This window comes from Paraburkholderia sp. RAU2J (genome assembly GCF_003634845.1).
Classification (GTDB): Bacteria; Pseudomonadota; Gammaproteobacteria; order Burkholderiales; family Burkholderiaceae; genus Paraburkholderia; species Paraburkholderia fynbosensis.
Genome location: NZ_RBXG01000002.1, coordinates 312950 through 331123 on the forward strand (window position 1 = coordinate 312950; position 18174 = coordinate 331123).

Genomic DNA, 18174 nt, shown 5'->3' on the forward strand with positions numbered 1-18174 from the left:
ACGGGGCAAGTCCCAAGAGCGCCAATCAACCAACACAAATAGCCGCGGGCAGCATAGCCACCGATGAATGCTCAGCGATTGCCCTCAGGTTAAGGATCCGGTGCCAAGCGTCAAAACTGGCCCCTTTTATCAGACGGCGTAAAGCATTATGGGGCGGGCCAAGTCGCAACTTTCGCCAATTTCAGCGCCGCACTAGTCGAAATTGGCGTCATAGGTCGCGACATTGTTCGTCAGTCGCTGCAAGCGTTAGCTGGGCTAAACGCCGACACAGCAAGGATGCCAAGTCGCTACTTTTTTGATAACTGAGAGACGGCCGCTCACGCACACCAAGGTGAGCTGTTCCAGGATGGTGAGGATTTCCAGGGGATGGCGACCGTGAGGCGAATGGTGAGGAATTCCAGGATAAGTGGTCACCGCGCTCAAAGGTGAGGAATTCCAGGAGATCGTCTCATCGAGGCTATAAGGTGAGGAGTTCCAGGAGACGGCTCTCCATTCGCCGAGAAGTGAGCCGTTCGCGCAGCCGAACAGCACCCTGGAAGCCTCGAAATATGCGCAAAGGTGAGGAATTCCAGGAGATCACCGTCAAAAGGTGAGCGATTCCAGGAGGTGATCCATGGCCGCTCAGAATCCGCACCGATGCGAAGGTGAGGATTTCCAGGGAGTCGTCCGCATAGCCGCTCACGGTGACGTGTCGCAAGTCTAACAACTCACCTATCAAAGCAACGGCGCGAAACGAAGCCGCCAATTCCCTTACGTCCTCTTGCATATGCAAACAAAAGGTAACTTACGAGCGCGTCGTCCGCGAGACTGTCGCCGTAATGCCGGCGGCAATGCGCATCGACGCTCGTGGTAGGCGACGCGTCCGCCGTCTTGCGTGCGAAATCCATAAACTGGACTACGGCACCAACAAGGCATCACTTGATGTCGCGAAGATCGAAAAGCAGATCGAGGTGGCCGACTACGAAAGCGCGATTCAGACTGCGTTCAAGGAAGTGTCGAACGCACTGACGGCGCGCGCCACTTATGTCGATCAGGTGCAGGCCGATCGCGACTACGTGGCATCCGCGCAGCGCTGCTACGCGCTTGCCGAAGCGCGCTACAAGGCGGGCACGGACAGCTTCCTCACCTTTCTCGACGCGCAACGTACGCTGTTTACCGCGCAACAGCAGCTTGCGACGGATAGCCTGTCGCGGCAGGCGAATCTCGTGACGCTATACCAGGTGCTGGGCGGTGGTTGGGAGCATGGCTGACAGCGAACAGGTGAGAAGATCCGGGAGCCGGCGAGGTGAGAATATGCGCACCTGTCAGCGCACTTTAGCTTCAAAGGTGAGGAAATTCGGGAGCGCAGGCGAATGCGCCCGGCGCGATCGGATTCGCGCGAAGCCGTACACATCGAGCGCTTTTCTCAGTGACGCAATTGCATCGCAATAGAACGGCCATCAAATAACGGCCGTTTCCACGAAAACTTTAGAACTAAATTTTGCCCCTCGGATGTACGAAAAAGCTATGCAGTCATCGCTGAGTAATATGCGTCGGCAATACTCGGCAGCGCTGCAAGTCAGACCATATTTCGCACAAAAAACGCGCTGCTCCGAACGAGGGCTGGCGCGCAGGCCAGACCCCGGGGGTTCAAATGACGATCCGTCATCGCATCACGCTATTGGTTGTTCTGATGTTCGTCGCCTTGTCGGCGATCGGCGGCTACGCCGTCTACCAGACACGCGGCAGCGCCGCCGAAGTACGCAAGGTGACCGAGGGCGTGGTGCCCAGCGCACTCGCGTCCGCCGACCTCGTGTCGCAAGTCAAGGACGTGCAGCTCGCCACGATGACGCTCGTCTATGCGCCCGACGCCAACATGGTCGCCCAGGCCCAGGACGAACTGAAGAAGAAAAAAGCCTCGCTGCAACAGGCGCTCGCGCTGCAGGCCAAGCAGGCCGCGAGCCACGCGCAGCAAGGTCTAGTCGTGCAGGCGAAGGACAGCCTCGAGAACTACTTCTCCGCGATCGCCGACACGGCGAAGATGAAAGCCGACGGCAAGAACGAACTCGCGCAGGCGTATCTGTTCGCTAACGTCGCGCAGTATCGCGACGAACTCGAAGGCATCGTCGAGACCTTGCGCGTCGAGAAGAATCGCGAGAAAGACGACGCGATTACGGCGCTCAACGCCACGCTCGCCACGACGACCACGGCTATCGCATCCGTCACTGGCCTCGCGATCATTCTGCTGACTTCGATCGGCGCGCTGCTCTATCGCCAGATCACCCGCCCGCTCAGCCACATGCAGGCCATGATGAGCGAGATCGCGTCGAGCCAGGACTTCACGCGCCGCGTGCCGGTGGGACGGCTCGACGAGATAGGCCGCTCGATCGTCGCGTTCAACGGCATGATCGAGAAGATTCAGGAAAGCTCCGCGCAACTCAAACAGAAAACTGCCGACATCCAGGCGATGTTGCAGAACATGCAGCAGGGCATTCTGACGGTGGTCGACGGGGCGAAGATTCACGCGGAGTACTCGGCGTATCTGGAAGACATCTTCGAGACGAAGGACATCGCCGGGCGCGCGCTGATGGACCTCGTTTTCGCGGATACCGAACTCGGCGCCGACGCGCTGTCGCAAATCGACGCGGCCACGCATGCGTGCCTGGGCGAAGACTGCATCAACTTCGCGTTCAATCAGCACCTGCTGGTGGGCGAGATTTCGAAGCGCATGCCCGATGACCGCGTGAAGATACTCGACCTCAGCTGGTCGGCGATCACCGACGAAAACGACACCGTCGTGCGCCTGATGCTGTGCGTGCGCGACGTCACCGAACTGCGCAAGCTCGCGGCCGAAGCGAGCGAGCAGCGCCGCCGCCTCGACATGATCGGCGAGATTCTCGCGGTCAGCGAGGAGAAGTTCCATCACTTCATCGAGAGTTCGGCGGGCTTTGTCAGCGAGAACGAGCGCATCATTCGCAAGCATTCCGAAGCGGATCATGCGGCGATCGCCGAGCTGTTCCGCAACATGCACACCATCAAGGGCAATGCGCGGACTTACAACCTGCAGCACCTGACCAACGTCGTCCACGAGACCGAGCGCAGCTATCACGAACTGCGCCAGCCGGACGCGGATCGCTCGTGGGATCAGGAGCATCTGATGCGCGAACTGACGCGGGTGCGCGAGGCGATCGAAAGCTACGCGAAGATCAACGAGCAGAGCCTCGGGCGCAAGGGCAAAGGTCAGTCGAACGACGCGGGCAGCACGGGCCGCTACGTGATGGTCGACAAGGACGACATCCAGCAGACACTCAATATGCTGGAGCGCACCGACGCCGCCGAGCTACACGCATTGCAGTCGATGCGCGATGCGCTGCGCCGCACGCTGCGCGCACTGGGCAGCCAGAGCGTGCGCGACGCACTGGCCGGCGTGCTGGACTCGCTGCCGTCGCTCGCGAGCGAGCTGGGCAAGCCCGCGCCGGCCGTGCGGATCGACGACAACGGTTACCGTTTGCGCGGTCAGGCGGGCGGCACGCTGAGCAACGTGTTCATGCATCTGCTGCGCAATTCGATCGACCACGGCATCGAAACCGCCGAGGTTCGCGGCGCGCAAGGCAAAAACCCGGCCGGCACGATCGACATCGAAGTGGGCGTGGACAGCGGCGCATTGCAGATCACGCTCAGCGACGATGGCCGTGGTCTCGCGCTCGAACGGATTCGCGGCATCGCGCTGGAGCGCGGCTGGATCGGCAGTCACGACGCGCTGAGCGACGAGGCGGTCGCGGACTTCATTTTCCGGCCGGGCTTCTCGACGGCGGAGACGGTCACCGAAGTGTCGGGCCGTGGCGTCGGCATGGACGCCGTGCGCGACTTCCTGCGGCGCGAGAACGGCAGCATCGAACTGCGCTTCACCGACGACCATACGGGCGCGCCGTTCCGTCAGTTTCAGACGATCGTCTGTCTGCCGGACAGCGTCGCGGTCGACACGCTCGGCGTTCAGGCGCGCGGCCAGGCCGGCGAGCTGCACCTCGACACAGTGGCGGGCTGAGCGCCGACCAACGGACTTCGCAAGGATTGGTTGTGATTCAACAGTACCAAGAGTATCTGCTCGCTGCGCTGGCGGGCGGCGCGTTGATCGCGCTGCCGGCATGGGCCGCTCACAGGCTGCACAGCGCGAAGCTGGCGGCGCGCTTGCGCGGCGAAGCACAAGCGCGGATCGACGCGCTCGAAGCCGCGCACGCGGCGCATCGCGAAGCGCTGCTCGAACGCGAGCAGGCCGAGCAGGCATTGCATGCGTTGACCGAACAGCTGCGTGATGAGTTGATGCAGCAGTCAGCCCGCACCGATGAATTGCGCACGTCACTCGACGCCGCGCGCGGCCGCACGGAGCAGTGGACCAACCAGGCGCGCCAGATCGCCGGTGAGGCCGCGCGACTGAAAGGACTCGGCGCGACGTTCGAGCGCTGGCACGAGCAGATGATCTCGCTGATGACGCAGAATCACGACATGCACGCGAAGAATCAGGAGTTGTCGTCGATCGTGCGGCATGTGGTGATCGTGTCGCTGAACGCGTCGATCGAAGCGGCGCGCGCGGGTCCGGCCGGCCGCGGCTTCGCGGTGGTGGCGAGCGAAGTGCGCTCGCTCGCCGCGCGTTCCGAGGAGTTGTCGAAGAGCTATCGCGACAGCCTGCATCGCAACGACCTGACCACTACGTCCACGTTCCAGGACATCCAGGCGGGCGGCAAGATGATCGCGGCGTCGCTTGCCAGCGTCGAGTCGCTCGCCAACCGCTTTCATGCGCAACTCGATGAGGTGCCGAGGTGATTTCGGCTCAGGCCCGTGACAGCTTCGAACGCATTTTCCGCAAGGCGGCGCAAACGCGCCTGCCCGTCAATGCGGACGACCTCTGCGAGATCGTACCGCTTGCCGAAGCCGGCGCCGGCGCAACGAAGAATACGCAGGTGGTCGTGCTGACCATTTCGTCGATCGTATTCAGGCTGCTGCTGATCCTGCATTTCGACGAAGACGACAGCACGCGCGGCTATTACCTGAACGACACCGACGGACCGCCGTTTCAGGAAGCGTTTCTGGAAATCTGCAACCTGTGCTGCGGCGCGATGAACCAGGAATTGCTGCGCTACTTTCCAGACCTCGGCATGTCGACGCCGTATGTGTTGAACGCGCGTTGCCTGCCGCATCTGCATGAATTGAAGCCGGCTCTGCTGTCGTCGTATTCGGTCGTGCTCAACGGCGACGTGCGGCTCGCCGCGACCGTGTGCGTATGCGCGCATGCGCCGCTCGATTTCGTCGCGGACACGAGCGCCATTGAAGAAACCAGCGGCGAACTGGAGTTGTTTTGACCATGACAGCATGCGTCGCCGCTATCAGGAAAGCGAAATGAATTTTAACGAGCCGGTCAGCAAGGTGCTGGTGCTGGACGATTGCCCCGCGCACAAAGAGGCGCTCAAGCGCTTTTGCGACGAGAACAACCTGGTCGGCGTGAAAGTGGGCAAGAACCGCTTGCAGTCGGTGCTGCGCTCGAACATCGATCTCGGCGCGGTACTGTTCGCCGAAAACTACGGCGGCTCGCCCGAGGCCAGCGCCGAACTCGCGATCCGGATCAACGCGGTGCGTCCCGAGTTGCCGATCATCATGCGGCGTGAGCGCGACCCGAGCACAGAGGGCTTGCCCGAGAGCTTGCGGCGCGTGGTCTGCGCCGCCTACGTCGCGCAGGATATGGCGCCGCTGCGCCGCGTGATCGACGAATACATTTTCAGCCTCGACTATCCGAACGCGCTGGTGCGCGGCATCGCCGAGATGACCCAGGCGATTCTCGGCGACGTGTTCAAGGACCTGACCATTACGTGCGATACGCCGTACATCGTGCGCGACCGCATCATCTTCGGCGAAGTGTTCAGCCTGATTCCGCTAGAAAGCGCGTGGTGCCGCGGGTACATGATGATGCAGGCCGAAGAGACGCCGATCCTCGACTTGCTCGACCGCTACCGGATGATCGACAACGCGCCCGACGGCGAGGCGGATTTTCGTGATCTGAACAGCGTGCTCGGTGAAGTGACGAACCTCGTGTGGGGCTCGTTCAAGAACCGCTATGTCGGCGAGGCGGATGCATCGCGGCGCAGCGACGTGCAAGTGCCGCTGCTGGTGAATCACAAGCACAAGTACATCTCGTTCGGCAGCGGCAATCCGCAACTGTGCTTCATGTACTGGCTGCGTGAGCCGCAATCGGGCCGTGCGGTCAGGTTGCATCAACGTTTCGTGTTCAGCCTGAGCTGGTCGCCGGAAGATTTCAGGGAAGTCTCCGGCGATGTCGGCGCAATGGTCGAAGCAGGCGAACTGGATTTGTTCTGAGTCGTGTCAAAGGAAACAACATGTCAAAAATTCTGGTGGTGGATGACTCGAGCACGGTGCGCGACGAAGTGGCCGGCTTTCTGAAGAAGAACGGTCTGGACGTCGACACGGCGGTGGACGGCAAGGACGGCCTCGCCAGGTTGAAGGCCAGCCCCGGCATCAGGCTCGTGATCAGCGACGTCAACATGCCGAACATGGACGGCCTGACGATGGTCGAGAAGATTCGCAGCGAACTCGGGAACACGACTGTGAACGTCATCATGCTGACCACTGAAAGCAGCCCGGCGATGAAGGAGCGCGGCAAGGCGGCCGGCGTCAAAGGCTGGATCGTCAAGCCCTTCAAGGGCGATGCGGTGCTGGAGACGTTCCGCAAGCTGGCGGGCTAAGCGGCTCGGCGGCGGCGCGGCACGCGAAAGGTGAGGGTTTTCGGGAGCCGCGAAACCGGTGATTTGCGAAGCATGATTCGCTATAACGGCAGCTGTTGAAACGCGCTTGCCTCCCAGTGAATGTGAACGACACCGGGTGACTTGCAATGGCGGCGAAACCTTCTGGGTGCATGGGTACCATCACTGCGAAGGCGGTGACGGCGGGCGTGCGTGTCCTGCGCAACGGGCTTAGGACGAAGCCGCACATGTGCCAATTGCTCGCCCTCAGTTGCGCGGAACCCACCGACGTCAGTTTCTCGCTGACGGGCTTCGCCGCGCGCGGCGGCCTGGCCGACCATCATGTCGACGGCTGGGGCGTGGCGTTCTATGAGGCGACCAAGTCGCGCAATGTCGTCGCGCACATCCGCAAGGCGACCCAAGACGGCGCGCGGGTCGAGAACTGTTATCCGTTCATGCGCGAGTTGCGTGGCCAGCAATGGGTGTTCGCGCACAACGGCGACCTGCAGCCGCTCGGCGAACAGGAGCCGGGGCACCCTCCGAGCTATCCGCTGCTATCGCGGCGTGATTTCGCACCGCGCGTGTCCTGCGAAGGAATGACGCTGAGCGCGGGCGTTTTTTGGCTTGAATCAAGGCGTTACCCGCCGGGTACCGGTGACTGCCGGAAGCCATCGCACGCGCTGATTGCGTGCGTGAAATGATCGGCTGTCTTCGAACGGCCTGGCTTCAATATGCTCCTGGCGGCGCTAAGGTGAGAACATTCGGGAGCCGAAGGCTTGGGGCGATACGTGAGTTAGTACGCTTCGGTTTGCCTCACTCTTCGCTAGTTGCGATAACCAGGTCCGCCAACATTTGCCGAACGATTAGATGATGGTGTTGGCCTGGCGAGGCGCTCCACGACTGCGCATTGCCGCGCTCAGCGTGACGGATAGTGCGTCCTGTATCAACGGATTAGTCGTCAGCGCGATCCGCGCAGGGATATCCATACTCCGTTGCTGCTAGAGCCGTGGCGTGTTCCGCACAATGCCGCGCGCAACGCATTGTCCCTCACGAGTCCTGGATCGGCGCGCAGATTGCTCCGTATTGCGCGAAAGGTGAGGGTTTGCGGGAGTAGCCTGTTTCGAACGCACCGCAGCATGCCCAGCATGCCTTTGCGCCCTGCCCCCAAGCTCGAAAGGTGAGCGTTTTCGGGAGCGGATCGAGCGACGCCTCAAGCCGAACCCGCACCGCTGCGTGTCAAAGGTGAGATTTTTCGGGAGGCGTCGTTGCCGCGCGTTACGCCGGGTGGGCGATCTCGCGGATATCGGCCACCGGCGTTTGCCCGAATGCATCGCCGAGCGCGTAGTCGATCAATTGCGCGGCACATTGGTCTGGCGTCGACAGTCGGCCGTTGCGTTTGAGGTCTTCGAACTTCGGGCGCATCGGGAACTGCGCTTCGCCGCTGCCGCGAATCTGCGCCTGCATGTCCGTATCGATGACGCCCGGCGCGAGGCTGCAAATGCGCAGCGCGCGGTTTGCATCGAGCGTGACGGCGCGCGCGTGATGATCGAGCGCGGCCTTGGTCGCGCAGTAGATGCTCCAGCCGGAATACGCATTGCGGGCCGCGCCGCTGGAAATGTGCACGATGCGCCGGTCGCTCGCATCGACGGCGGCTGCGGCGAGCGCGCTGGCCAGCATCAGTGGCGTGGCCACGTTGAGGCTCACCGCACTGGCGATAGCCGCCGCGTCCTGCCCTTCGAGCGGGCCGATGGGCTGCACCATGCCCGCGTTGTTGATCAACAGAACCGTTTGCGCGCCGCTGACGAACGCGCGCAGTGCATCGGTCGCGATCCATTGCGCGACGCGCGTGGGGTCGGCGAGTTCGAGTTCGATTTCATCGAGCTGTGTTGGGAAACGTGTCTTGAGGGTTGCATGACGCGAGCGGGACAGGCCCAGCACGGTGACGTTGCGTGCGATCAGCTGTTCGGCAAGCGCCGCGCCCAAGCCGCGAGTGTGGCCGGTGACGATTGCGCGGATTGGGGACGTAGAGGGCATGGGTTCCTTGTGGACGGTAGCTGGCAAGGGCCATTTTCTCATAGGGGGTTTTTGTGGGGCTTCGCGGGTGGGGATGGGGTTTTGCTAGCCGCCGTTGGCGCTTGTGCAAAGCGAACGACGGCTTCCGAGGTCCTATGGTCAGTCATTCCTGCACGCGTGACGTGCCTGGCCTCGCTCGGCGAACGCGGTAACCGGGTGAGGCAAGTCCGTCAGGCGAAGTAAAAATGGACGTCGAACATTAACCGCGTAGAACGTGTCGAAAGACACCTTCCGCAAGCTGCCGTGGCTCATCGAACATGGTCGCAAGTTCAAACAGCATGACAAACAGGCAGGCATACGAAACGTTCGGATACCTGTCCACGAATCGCACGATGGCTGGAGCAAATCGCTCCATGATCGGTTTTCGCGTGACAACGCAGGTAACGCCGACGCCGAGGATCATTCCTGCCAGAACGTCGGTCGGATAGTGCAAGCCTAGATAAACGCGCGGAATACAGATAAGGAAGACGCAATGCAGCAGCGCGAGCACGCCCATCCATCTGGAGACGAGAAAAATGCCCATCGCGACGGCCGCCCAAATCATGGCGTGGTCGCTAGGAAACGAACTCCAGGTTCGAAGAACTGCTTCTGGAGTGGCCGCGATCGGAAACGTCAGGTGCAGGCTCGGGTCATAGAGTGGTCGCTGGCGGAAGGGCAAGCAGGAGGCGAGAACTCTGCCGATGAAGAGTGCCAGAAAACCGCTCACGATGGTGGTCACAACCATTTCCCGTTGCCACTGCCGACGCTCCCTTGTGTCGAACCAGAGGGCACACAGCATGGCCAGTGGCAGAACGCCCTTGAACAGATAGAAGTCCGCAACGAGCCTCACTGCGTGGTTGAAAGTCTCCGAGTGCATCGTATCGCGTGTCACGATAGCCAGCATTGAAGAGTCGAAGCTGTTCATTATTTAGCCTTGGCGGGTCACGTTGATTGCGAAATGCCTACCTATGGGTGGTGGCGCCCTGGCTACGGAGCGCGAGCTGAACGGTATGCTTGCACTTCGCATATCGTTAATATGTTTGCGAGCGTACATCCGTTCATAAAATTGTCATCCGCGAGCTTTGCTTCAGGTGCGTAAAGCTTTGCTCCGGAACTTTTGAGAACGACCCGTATATCGGCACACGAGGCAATGCCGCAGCGCAATAGCCGCAAATCGACGATCGATGCCTATCAGCATGACCTCGCCACACCCGAAAGCCACATGACCCGAGCTCCTGGAAGCAGCAACGAGCTGCTCACTCCGTGGAACCCGAAACGCCCGAAACGCTCCACTCTCACCCCGCCCGAAACCTCTCCCGATACCCCATCGGCGTCACCCCAATGCGCTTCGTAAGCACGATCCGCATCCGATCCGCAGTGCCAAACCCACAGTCATAAGCAATCGCCTTGAGCGCCGCACCACTACTCTCCAGCAGCTTGCGCGCCGCATCCACGCGAGCCCGCTCGACGAACTCATGCGGCGTCACCCCGGTCTCCTGCACGAACACACGCGCGAAGTTGCGCGCGCTCATACCCGCGACATCCGCCAGTTGCTTCACCGTAAAGCGCTCGCGAATCCGCTCCATCACGTGCGCCTGCACCCTGGCGACCGGCGACGTGTCATCGGCGGGCGCAGTCAGATAAGGGCTGAATTGCGACTGCCCGCCTTGCCGCTGCGCGAACACCACCAGCCGCTTGGCGACGGCGAGCGCGGTATGCGGACCATGATCCTCGGCCACCAAAGCCAATGACAGATCGATACCGGCCGTCACGCCCGCCGATGTCACGAGCGGCCCGTCGCGCAGATAGATGCGGTCGAAATCGACACGCGCCTGCGGAAACTGCGCGGCCAGTTGCGCCGCATGCTGCCAGTGCGTCGTGACGTTGCGCGCGTCGAGCAAGCCCGCGTGCCCGAGCACGAACGCGCCGGTGCAGATCGAGCCGTAGCGGCCGCAACCTGCGGCGACGTTCGTCAACCAGTCGAGCAGGCGCGTGTCGGGGCTTTCGTTATTCGGCAGCGCGGGTCCGCCCGCCACGAGCGCGAGATCGAACGGCTCACGCGCGTCGTCGAAGGTGGCATCGGCGACCAGCGTCATGCCGTTCGAAGCGCGCAGGGGCACGGACTCCGCGCTGATCAGTTTGACCTCGTAGCGATCGGCAGGCGCGAGGAACCCATTGGCTTCGGAAAATACATCGACGGGTCCGGCGACATCGAGCGCCTGTACGCCGGGGAAGATCGCGATCGCGACAGTTGGCATCGAAAGACTTCCTTTGACGATGGACGGCAATCCGCAGCCTGCGGCAGTCAACGCGGTGCGTTTGGCAGTGTTCAACGGTCCACGGCGATTGTCCGCGGCAGCGCGTTGGCCAATACTGGGCTTCATCGGATGCGCAGTTCGAAGCGCACGAAAAAGCGCCGCGGACCAGCATACCAAACGCGCTTTGACGTCGCGAGGACAGCGTGTCCCGTTCATTCGAATCCGTCACGGAGTACATCACATGACCACGATCGCAGGCATCCAGATTCCCGACAGCATGATGGCGCGCGAAGCCACGCAACTCGTGCGCGATACCGAAACCGAACTCCTCTATCACCATTCGCGGCGCGTCTTCCTGTTCGGCTCGCTGGCCGGCACGCGCAAGCAGTTGAAGTTCGATCCCGAGTTGCTGTACATCGGCGCCATGTTTCACGACATGGGACTCGTCGCGCCGTATAGCAGCGAGCATGACCGCTTCGAAGTGGACGGCGCCAACGCGGCGCGTGATTTTCTGCGGCGTCACGGCATCGGCGAGGACGACATCGAGCAGGTATGGAACTCGATTGCGTTGCACACGACGCCAGGCATTCCGCAGCATATGAAGCCGGTGGTCGCACTGGTCACGGCAGGCGTCGAGATGGACGTGCTGGGTCTCGCTTACGACGAGTTCACCGAGCATCAGCGTCATGAGGTGATTCACGCGCATCCGCGCGGTGCGCACTTCAAGGAGGGCATCATCGACGCGTTCGCGCACGGCACGATCCACAAGCCGGAGACGACCTTCGGCAACGTGAAGGCGGACGTGCTGGCGTTGAAAGACCCGCATTATCATCGCGAGAATTTCTGCACGATGATTCTTGGGTCGGCGTGGAAGGATTGAGCCGCAGGCGTGACGGCGGCGGTCGCACCGGGCTTGCGTGCACCGGAAACCGGATGGCGCGACAATGCATCGCAAATGCGATGCACGGCTATGTCTCCCTGTTCGAAATCGAGGACAGTCAGACAGTGACCGTGCTGGCGGTACGCCATCAGCTAGAGGATGATTACCACTGACCGAACTTCCGGCGCACCGCCATGGTAATCAAAAACCTTCTCCGAAGGCTCGACCTCACGACGCTTCAACTCTTTCTCGCCGTCTATGAAGAAGGCACGCTTACGCGTGCCGCCGAACGCGAGGCAATCGCCGTCTCCGCCGCGAGCAAGCGTCTGCTCGAACTCGAACAGGCGGTCGGCGCGACGCTGTTTCAGCGCACCGCGCGCGGCATGACGCTGACGCCGGCGGGCGAAACGCTGCTGCATCACGCGCGCCGCGTCATGCGCGACATCGAAAACATCGGCATCGAACTGGCCGGCCACGCGAGCGGCGTGCGCGGCTACGTGCGGATGATGGCCAATCTGTCGGCGATCGTCGAGTTTCTGCCCGAAGATTTGCGCGCGTTCCAGTTGCAGCACGAGCGCGTCAAGCTCGATCTCGAAGAGCGGCCGAGCGGCGGCGTGGTCGAAGCCGTCGACGACAGCCTCGCCGATCTCGGGATCTGTTCTGGCGACGCCGATACGCGCGACCTGCACGTCGAGCACTATCGGCGCGATTCGCTCGTGCTCGTGATGCGCGACGATCATCCGCTGGCGGCGCGCGCGAGCGTGGCGTTTGCCGAAACGCTCGACGGCGATCACGTCGGCCTGCACGCCGCGAGTTCGATCAACGCCCGCACGCATCTGGCCGCGCGCCAGGCGGGCAAGCCGCTGCGCCTGCGCATTCACGTGCCGGGCTTCGACGCGGTGTGCCGGATGGTGCAAGCGGGCATGGGCGTCGGGGTGCTGCCGCACAAGGTCTATCAACTGATGGGCGCCCCGCTCGGCCTCGTCGGCACGCCGCTCGAAGACGACTGGTCCGAACGCAGCCTCGTGCTGGCAGTGCGCGACGTCGACGCGCTTTCGCCGGTGAGCCGCTTGTTGTTCGACCACCTGCGCTCGATCGAAGCAATCGAAGCAGCGCAAGCAACCCAGGCCGCAGAAGCAGCCGAGGCCGGCGAAGCCAACCCACGCCACTGACGTCCCGCAAACCCCCACCAGCCGCCCTCAAGCGCCGAGCGTTCGCCGTTCGCGAACGGTCGTTGGCGAATTGCGGTTGGACGCCGCCGCCGCGCCGCTCCTAAGCTGTCTTCCAATACGAAACCAGCTTCGGAGACAGCACTATGGGTGGACCCCTTCAGGGTATCCGCGTCGTCGAGATCGGAACCCTCATCGCCGCGCCGTTCGCCGCGCGCCTCATGGCCGAGTTCGGTGCCGACGTCATCAAAATCGAAGCCCCCGAGACCGGCGACCCCCTTCGCAAATGGCGCAAGCTGCATGAAGGCACCTCGCTCTGGTGGTATCTGCAGTCTCGCAACAAGAAGTCGGTCTGCGTGAACCTGAAGTCGGCGGACGGCGTCGAGATCGTCAAACGGCTCGCCGCCGATGCCGATGTCGTGATCGAAAATCTGCGTCCCGGCGCGCTCGAAAAACTCGGCCTCGGCTGGGACGTGCTGCACGCGATCAACCCGAAACTGACGATGGTCCGCATCTCCGGCTACGGCCAGTCCGGCCCGTATCGCGACCGGCCCGGCTTCGGCGCGATCGGCGAAGCGATGGGCGGGATTCGCTATACGACCGGCGAAGTGGACGGCGCGCCGGCGCGCGTCGGCGTGAGTCTCGGCGATTCGCTCGCGTCGCTGCACGGCGTGATTGGCGCGCTGATGTCGCTGCTGCGCGTGAAGACCGGTCAGGGCGAAGGCCAGGTGGTCGACGTGTCGCTGGTCGAGAGCGTGTTCAATCTGATGGAAAGCCTCGTGCCGGAATACGACCTGCTCGGCCACGTGCGCGAGCGCAGCGGCGGCGCGTTGCCGGGCATCGCACCGTCGAACACGTATCGCACCGAGGACGACGGCTACGTCGTGATCGCCGGCAACAGCGATCCGATCTTCAAGCGCCTCATGCAATTGATCGGCCGCCCCGATCTCGCCGACAATCCCGCGCTCGCGCACAACGACGGCCGCGCGAAACACTCGGCGATGCTCGATCAGGCGATCACCGCGTGGACCTCGCGCCACGCGACCGGCGACGTGCTGGCCGCGCTCGAACGCGCCGAAGTACCGTCGGGCCGCATCTATTCGGTGGCCGACATCGTCGCGGATCCGCACTACCAGGCGCGCGACATGTTGCTGCAAGCGCAATTGCCGGGCGGCGCGTCGGTGAAGATGCCGGGGATCGTGCCGAAGCTGTCGGACACGCCGGGCGAGGTGCGTTGGCAAGGGCCGACGCTCGGCGAACATACCGGCAGCGTTCTCAGCGAACTCGGATTTGCCAACGAAGACATCGAGCGGCTGCGCCGCGAAGGAGCCGTGCAATGAACGCCGCCAACAACGACGCCCCTGTCGACAAGCTGATCGTGCAGGAAGTCTCTCCGCGCGACGGCTTGCAGATCGAGCCCACGTGGGTCGAGACCGTCGACAAGATCGAACTGATCGATTCGCTATCGACCGCGGGGTTCACACGTATCGAGGCCGGCTCGTTCGTGTCGCCGAAAGCGATTCCGGCTTTGCGCGACGGCGACGCCGTGTTCCAGCAGATCGAACGGCATCCCGGTGTGATCTATGTCGCGCTGGTGCCGAACCTGAAGGGGGCCGAGCGCGCGCTCGCCGCGCACGTCGACGAACTGAACCTCGTGATGTCCGCGAGTCAGACGCACAACCGCGCCAACATGCGCATGAGTTGCGAGTCGTCGCTGATGGCCTTCGACGACATCGTGCGGCACGTGCAGGGCTCGGGTGTGCTGCTGAACGCGACGGTGGCGACTGCCTTTGGCTGCCCTTTCGAAGGACGGATCGACGAAGACCGAGTGGTCGGCATCGTCGACACGTATCGCGAGATGGGCATCGAGGGCATCACGCTCGCCGACACGACCGGCATGGCTAACCCGCGCCAGGTGAAACGGCTGGTCGCACGCGTGCTCGAACGGCTGCCGGCCGCCGCGCTCACGCTGCATTTTCACAACACGCGCGGGCTGGGCCTCGCCAATGTGCTGGCGGCATACGAAGTCGGCGCGCGCCGCTTCGATGCCGCGCTCGGTGGCCTCGGCGGCTGCCCCTTCGCGCCGGGTGCGTCCGGCAACATCTGCACGGAAGACCTCGTGAACATGTGCGACGAGATGGGCATTCGCACTGGCGTCGATCTGCCGAAGCTGCTTGCGCTGTCGCGTAATTTGCCTGCGTTGCTCGGCCACGACGTGCCTGGGCAACTCGCGAAGGCGGGCCGCAATTGCGACGTGCATCCGGTACCCGAATACGTTCTGCACATCTGATTTCCCCCCAAACCGACTGATCGATTAACCGACTAAACGACCGGACGGCCTCGCCGAAGCCGGCATTGGAGACAAGCATGAGTGACCTGGGCGCAGTTGCAAGCGGCAGCCGTCAGGACAGCGCGGACGACCTCGTGGCCGTCATCCGCAAAGTCGCGTGGCGGTTGATGCCGTTGATCATGATCTGCTATCTGTTCGCGTTCTTCGACCGCATCAACATCAGCTTCGCGAAGTTCCAGTTGCAGAGCGATCTCGGCCTGTCCGATACCGCGTACGGGCTCGGCGCGAGTCTGTTCGTGATTGGCTATGTATTGTTCGAAGTCCCCAGCAATCTGTTTCTGTACAAAGTCGGCGCGCGGCGCTGGATTGCGCGGATCATGATTTCGTGGGGACTCGCGACGGCGGCGATGGTGTTCGTCAACAACGAATGGCAGTTCTATGGGCTGCGCTTCGTGATCGGCGCGATGGAAGCGGGCTTTGCACCGGGCGTGCTGTACTACCTGACGCTATGGTTTCCGCCGAGCTATCGCGGGCGTATCACGTCGATGCTGTTTCTGGCGTCCGCGTTCTCGGGCCTCGTTGGCGCGCCGCTCGCTGGGCTGGTGATCGGACACATGAACGGGGTGCTGGGCATAGCCGGCTGGCACTGGCTGTTCCTGCTCGGTGGGCTGCCATGCGTCGTGCTCGGGATCATGGTGTTGAAACTGCTCAAGGATCGCATCGAGGACGCGGGCTGGCTGTCGCCGTCGGAGAAGACGCTGCTGTCGGGACAGATTGCGCAGCAGAGCCGTCATCCGAGCACCGGCCATTCGCTGATGGGCGCGCTCAGAACACCGGGCTTTCTGACGCTGGGGCTGGTCTACTTCCTGATTCAGGTGGCGTCGTACGGATTGAATTTTTGGACGCCGCACCTGATCCACGTCGCGGGCACCAACAACCCGACCATGATCGGCTTGCTGACGGCCGTGCCTTATGTCTGCGGCGCGATCTGCATGGTGGTGGTGGGCCGTTTGTCCGACGCGACCGGCGAGCGGCGCAAGTTCGTGTTCGGCTTGCTGGTGATGTCGGCGATCGGCTTCTTTGCCGCGGGCTTCTTCGACAAGCAGACCACCTTGCTGGTGATCGCGCTGGCGGTGATGGGCGCGGGCGTGGTGGCGTCGATTCCGGCGTTCTGGGCGTTGCCGCCCAAGCTGCTGACCGGCGCAGGCGCGGCAGGCGGGATTGCGTTGATCAATACGCTCGGACAGCTCGGCGGGATCGTGAGCCCGATCATGGTGGGCCGTGTGAAGGATCTGACCGGAAGCACGACGCCGGCGTTGTATGTGATCGGCACGATGAGCGTGATCTGCGCGCTGATCATGTTGTACGGGATGCCGGAGTCGCTGCGGCGCAAGGAAGCGGCGCTGTGAGAGCTGCGCGCTGACACCGGGAGGCAGTCGGCGGACGGCTGCTCGCGGCGGCGCCGGCGCAAGATTGGCCTGTCTCATCAACTACTTGGTAGTGCTGTGCGCAGGTTGTCCACAGCCTTGCTAAGAAATTGTGTGGACAACTGGAGGGCAAGGACGCCGCGCATCGTCAGCGTCCCTGCCGGACAAGCCTTCAGGTTTAACGGATGTCAGGAAAGCGCAGGATGCCTACTCTGAAGCCGCCATGCAATATCCCATGCGCTTCAATCACTTAGCGGTGCTGTGAGACGGTTGTCCACAGGCTTGCCAACATTTTAGGTGGACAAGTCTGGACTGGACGCAGGCGCTTAGGCAATACCGGCCGTCACAGAAATCGTGCACGGCACTTTCGACGATCAGGATGCCGAAGCCGACGTTCTCTTGACTACGAAAATGATGCCGCCTCTTGTCCGTCTTCGAGGTTGCGCCGTAAAGCGTTGTTTCGGTGGAATCGTAGAGCCCCATGCCGGTCATGCTGATGGCGCTATAGGTGCAGGTCGTCGCAGCGAACGTGATGCCGAGGTCGTAAGCATTGTTGGTGGCATCAGGCGCGACCGTGCCCGAGAAGATCAGGTTGCTTAAGTATTCGACGACGACCCCGCCGCCGCTTCCTGCGACTGCACCTGCAAAACTGCATCGCGCTTGTCGAGCAAATGCTGCCGCAGAATCGTGCTCAGCTTCTTGCCGTCACGTGCTTCTAACGCCTTCAGCATTTCATCGTGATCATGAATCGCACTGTCCCACTTCGGAATCTGAAAGTTCGAACGGAACCTGAGCGCCTGCAAGCGCCGGTTCACCGCGATATAGGTTTGCCGCAGCGCTGAATTTCTCGCCGCCTCGTTGATCTTGTCGTGGATCGCCTGATTGCGGCTGTAGTAGCCAGGCAGATCGTTCTGCGTGCGGCACGCGAGCATCGCGTAATGGAGCGCCTTGATCTCGGCGAGCTCGGCCGCGGTCATCCGTTCGGCGGCCAGTTCGCCGGCAAACGCTTCGAGACCGCTCATCAGTTCGAAGGTCTCGCGCAACTCCGCCTCCGACATCTTCGATACCGACGCGCCCCGATTCGGCGAAATCTCGATCAGCCCTTCGGCGGCCAGCACTTTCAGCGCTTCGCGCAACGGCGTGCGCGAGATGCCGAGGGTCTCGCACAACTCCCGCTCATTCAGTTTCTTGCCCGGCTCCAGCACCCCTTCGACGATAAAGCGGCGAATGTGCTCGACCACCGTGTCGTGCAGGCGCTGGCGCTCGACCTTCGGCATCAGCGGGGAAGCGGTCACGCCCGCAATGAAATCCGAATTTTGCATACAAAAATCCTCATCTCGCATGAATGGGATTTTATCGGAAGACGAAAG

General features: G+C 62.4%; 14 protein-coding genes and 3 pseudogenes. 13 read left to right on the top strand and 4 right to left on the bottom strand.

The window, feature by feature from the left end; translation table 11 throughout:
- Positions 1-893 precede the first annotated feature (893 nt).
- The 7 genes and pseudogenes from B0G69_RS18915 to B0G69_RS41905 all read left to right on the top strand — a co-directional run.
- Positions 894-1250: pseudogene (locus B0G69_RS18915) on the top strand (TolC family protein); the annotation flags it as partial.
- A gap of 383 nt (positions 1251-1633) precedes the next feature.
- Entirely contained in the window at positions 1634-4024 is a 2391-nt protein-coding gene (locus tag B0G69_RS18920) for a HAMP domain-containing protein (protein ID WP_121320007.1), read from the top strand.
- Positions 4025-4056: 32 nt separating this feature from the next.
- Complete coding sequence (locus tag B0G69_RS18925; RefSeq protein ID WP_241991394.1) at positions 4057-4800, top strand: methyl-accepting chemotaxis protein; 744 nt, start codon at positions 4057-4059, stop codon at positions 4798-4800.
- Complete coding sequence (locus B0G69_RS18930) at positions 4797-5336, top strand: hypothetical protein (RefSeq protein WP_121320009.1); 540 nt, start codon at positions 4797-4799, stop codon at positions 5334-5336. The genes B0G69_RS18925 and B0G69_RS18930 overlap by 4 nt, the downstream gene beginning before the upstream one ends.
- Before the next feature lie 37 nt (positions 5337-5373).
- Positions 5374-6345: a chemotaxis protein CheX gene (locus tag B0G69_RS18935; protein ID WP_121323765.1), complete on the top strand. Its 972-nt coding sequence runs from the start codon at positions 5374-5376 to the stop codon at positions 6343-6345.
- A 20-nt stretch (positions 6346-6365) separates the two neighbouring features.
- Positions 6366-6731 (top strand): response regulator, encoded by a 366-nt coding sequence (locus tag B0G69_RS18940; RefSeq protein WP_121320011.1) that lies wholly within the window; start codon positions 6366-6368, stop codon positions 6729-6731.
- Between the two features lie 245 nt (positions 6732-6976).
- Positions 6977-7234: pseudogene (locus B0G69_RS41905) on the top strand (class II glutamine amidotransferase); the annotation flags it as partial.
- Between the two features lie 769 nt (positions 7235-8003).
- Here the strand turns inward: B0G69_RS41905 and B0G69_RS18950 are convergent.
- From B0G69_RS18950 to B0G69_RS18960, 3 genes are all read right to left on the bottom strand, one after another.
- Positions 8004-8762, bottom strand: coding sequence for an SDR family oxidoreductase (locus tag B0G69_RS18950; RefSeq protein WP_121320013.1), 759 nt, complete (start codon positions 8760-8762; stop codon positions 8004-8006).
- A gap of 238 nt (positions 8763-9000) precedes the next feature.
- Positions 9001-9705: a phosphatase PAP2 family protein gene (locus B0G69_RS18955; RefSeq protein WP_121320015.1), complete on the bottom strand. Its 705-nt coding sequence runs from the start codon at positions 9703-9705 to the stop codon at positions 9001-9003.
- A 370-nt stretch (positions 9706-10075) separates the two neighbouring features.
- Positions 10076-11038, bottom strand: a complete 963-nt coding sequence (locus tag B0G69_RS18960) for a GlxA family transcriptional regulator (protein WP_121320017.1) — start codon at positions 11036-11038, stop codon at positions 10076-10078.
- A 241-nt stretch (positions 11039-11279) separates the two neighbouring features.
- On the opposite strand from B0G69_RS18960, the gene B0G69_RS18965 reads away from it, so the two are divergent.
- The 6 genes and pseudogenes from B0G69_RS18965 to B0G69_RS18990 all read left to right on the top strand — a co-directional run bounded on the left by B0G69_RS18965 (position 11280) and on the right by B0G69_RS18990 (position 16786).
- Complete coding sequence (locus tag B0G69_RS18965) at positions 11280-11918, top strand: HD domain-containing protein (protein ID WP_121320019.1); 639 nt, start codon at positions 11280-11282, stop codon at positions 11916-11918.
- An 86-nt stretch (positions 11919-12004) separates the two neighbouring features.
- Positions 12005-12091: pseudogene (locus B0G69_RS41910) on the top strand (type II toxin-antitoxin system RelE/ParE family toxin); the annotation flags it as partial.
- 21 nt (positions 12092-12112) lie between these two features.
- The gene (locus B0G69_RS18975; protein ID WP_121320021.1) at positions 12113-13090 is read left to right on the top strand and encodes a LysR family transcriptional regulator; all 978 of its coding nucleotides are present in this window, start codon (positions 12113-12115) and stop codon (positions 13088-13090) included.
- 143 nt (positions 13091-13233) lie between these two features.
- The gene (locus tag B0G69_RS18980) at positions 13234-14427 is read left to right on the top strand and encodes a CaiB/BaiF CoA-transferase family protein (protein ID WP_121320023.1); all 1194 of its coding nucleotides are present in this window, start codon (positions 13234-13236) and stop codon (positions 14425-14427) included.
- Positions 14424-15377: a hydroxymethylglutaryl-CoA lyase gene (locus B0G69_RS18985; protein ID WP_121320025.1), complete on the top strand. Its 954-nt coding sequence runs from the start codon at positions 14424-14426 to the stop codon at positions 15375-15377. The genes B0G69_RS18980 and B0G69_RS18985 overlap by 4 nt, the downstream gene beginning before the upstream one ends.
- Before the next feature lie 77 nt (positions 15378-15454).
- Complete coding sequence (locus tag B0G69_RS18990) at positions 15455-16786, top strand: MFS transporter (RefSeq protein WP_121320027.1); 1332 nt, start codon at positions 15455-15457, stop codon at positions 16784-16786.
- A gap of 614 nt (positions 16787-17400) precedes the next feature.
- Here B0G69_RS18990 and B0G69_RS18995 read toward each other — a convergent pair.
- On the bottom strand, positions 17401-18126 hold the full coding sequence (locus B0G69_RS18995; RefSeq protein ID WP_121320029.1) for a GntR family transcriptional regulator: 726 nt from the start codon (positions 18124-18126) through the stop codon (positions 17401-17403).
- Positions 18127-18174 lie beyond the last annotated feature (48 nt).

Excerpts from the sequence above, each read along its gene's own strand:
- B0G69_RS18920 (WP_121320007.1), top strand. The coding sequence starts at position 1,634 with ATGACGATCCGTCATCGCATCACGCTATTGGTTGTTCTGATGTTCGTC.
- B0G69_RS18935 (WP_121323765.1), top strand. The coding sequence starts at position 5,374 with ATGAATTTTAACGAGCCGGTCAGCAAGGTGCTGGTGCTGGACGATTGC.
- B0G69_RS18940 (WP_121320011.1), top strand. The coding sequence starts at position 6,366 with ATGTCAAAAATTCTGGTGGTGGATGACTCGAGCACGGTGCGCGACGAA.
- B0G69_RS18950 (WP_121320013.1), bottom strand. The coding sequence starts at position 8,762 with ATGCCCTCTACGTCCCCAATCCGCGCAATCGTCACCGGCCACACTCGC.
- B0G69_RS18955 (WP_121320015.1), bottom strand. The coding sequence starts at position 9,705 with ATGAACAGCTTCGACTCTTCAATGCTGGCTATCGTGACACGCGATACG.
- B0G69_RS18960 (WP_121320017.1), bottom strand. The coding sequence starts at position 11,038 with ATGCCAACTGTCGCGATCGCGATCTTCCCCGGCGTACAGGCGCTCGAT.
- B0G69_RS18965 (WP_121320019.1), top strand. The coding sequence starts at position 11,280 with ATGACCACGATCGCAGGCATCCAGATTCCCGACAGCATGATGGCGCGC.
- B0G69_RS18975 (WP_121320021.1), top strand. The coding sequence starts at position 12,113 with ATGGTAATCAAAAACCTTCTCCGAAGGCTCGACCTCACGACGCTTCAA.
- B0G69_RS18980 (WP_121320023.1), top strand. The coding sequence starts at position 13,234 with ATGGGTGGACCCCTTCAGGGTATCCGCGTCGTCGAGATCGGAACCCTC.
- B0G69_RS18985 (WP_121320025.1), top strand. The coding sequence starts at position 14,424 with ATGAACGCCGCCAACAACGACGCCCCTGTCGACAAGCTGATCGTGCAG.
- B0G69_RS18990 (WP_121320027.1), top strand. The coding sequence starts at position 15,455 with ATGAGTGACCTGGGCGCAGTTGCAAGCGGCAGCCGTCAGGACAGCGCG.
- B0G69_RS18995 (WP_121320029.1), bottom strand. The coding sequence starts at position 18,126 with ATGCAAAATTCGGATTTCATTGCGGGCGTGACCGCTTCCCCGCTGATG.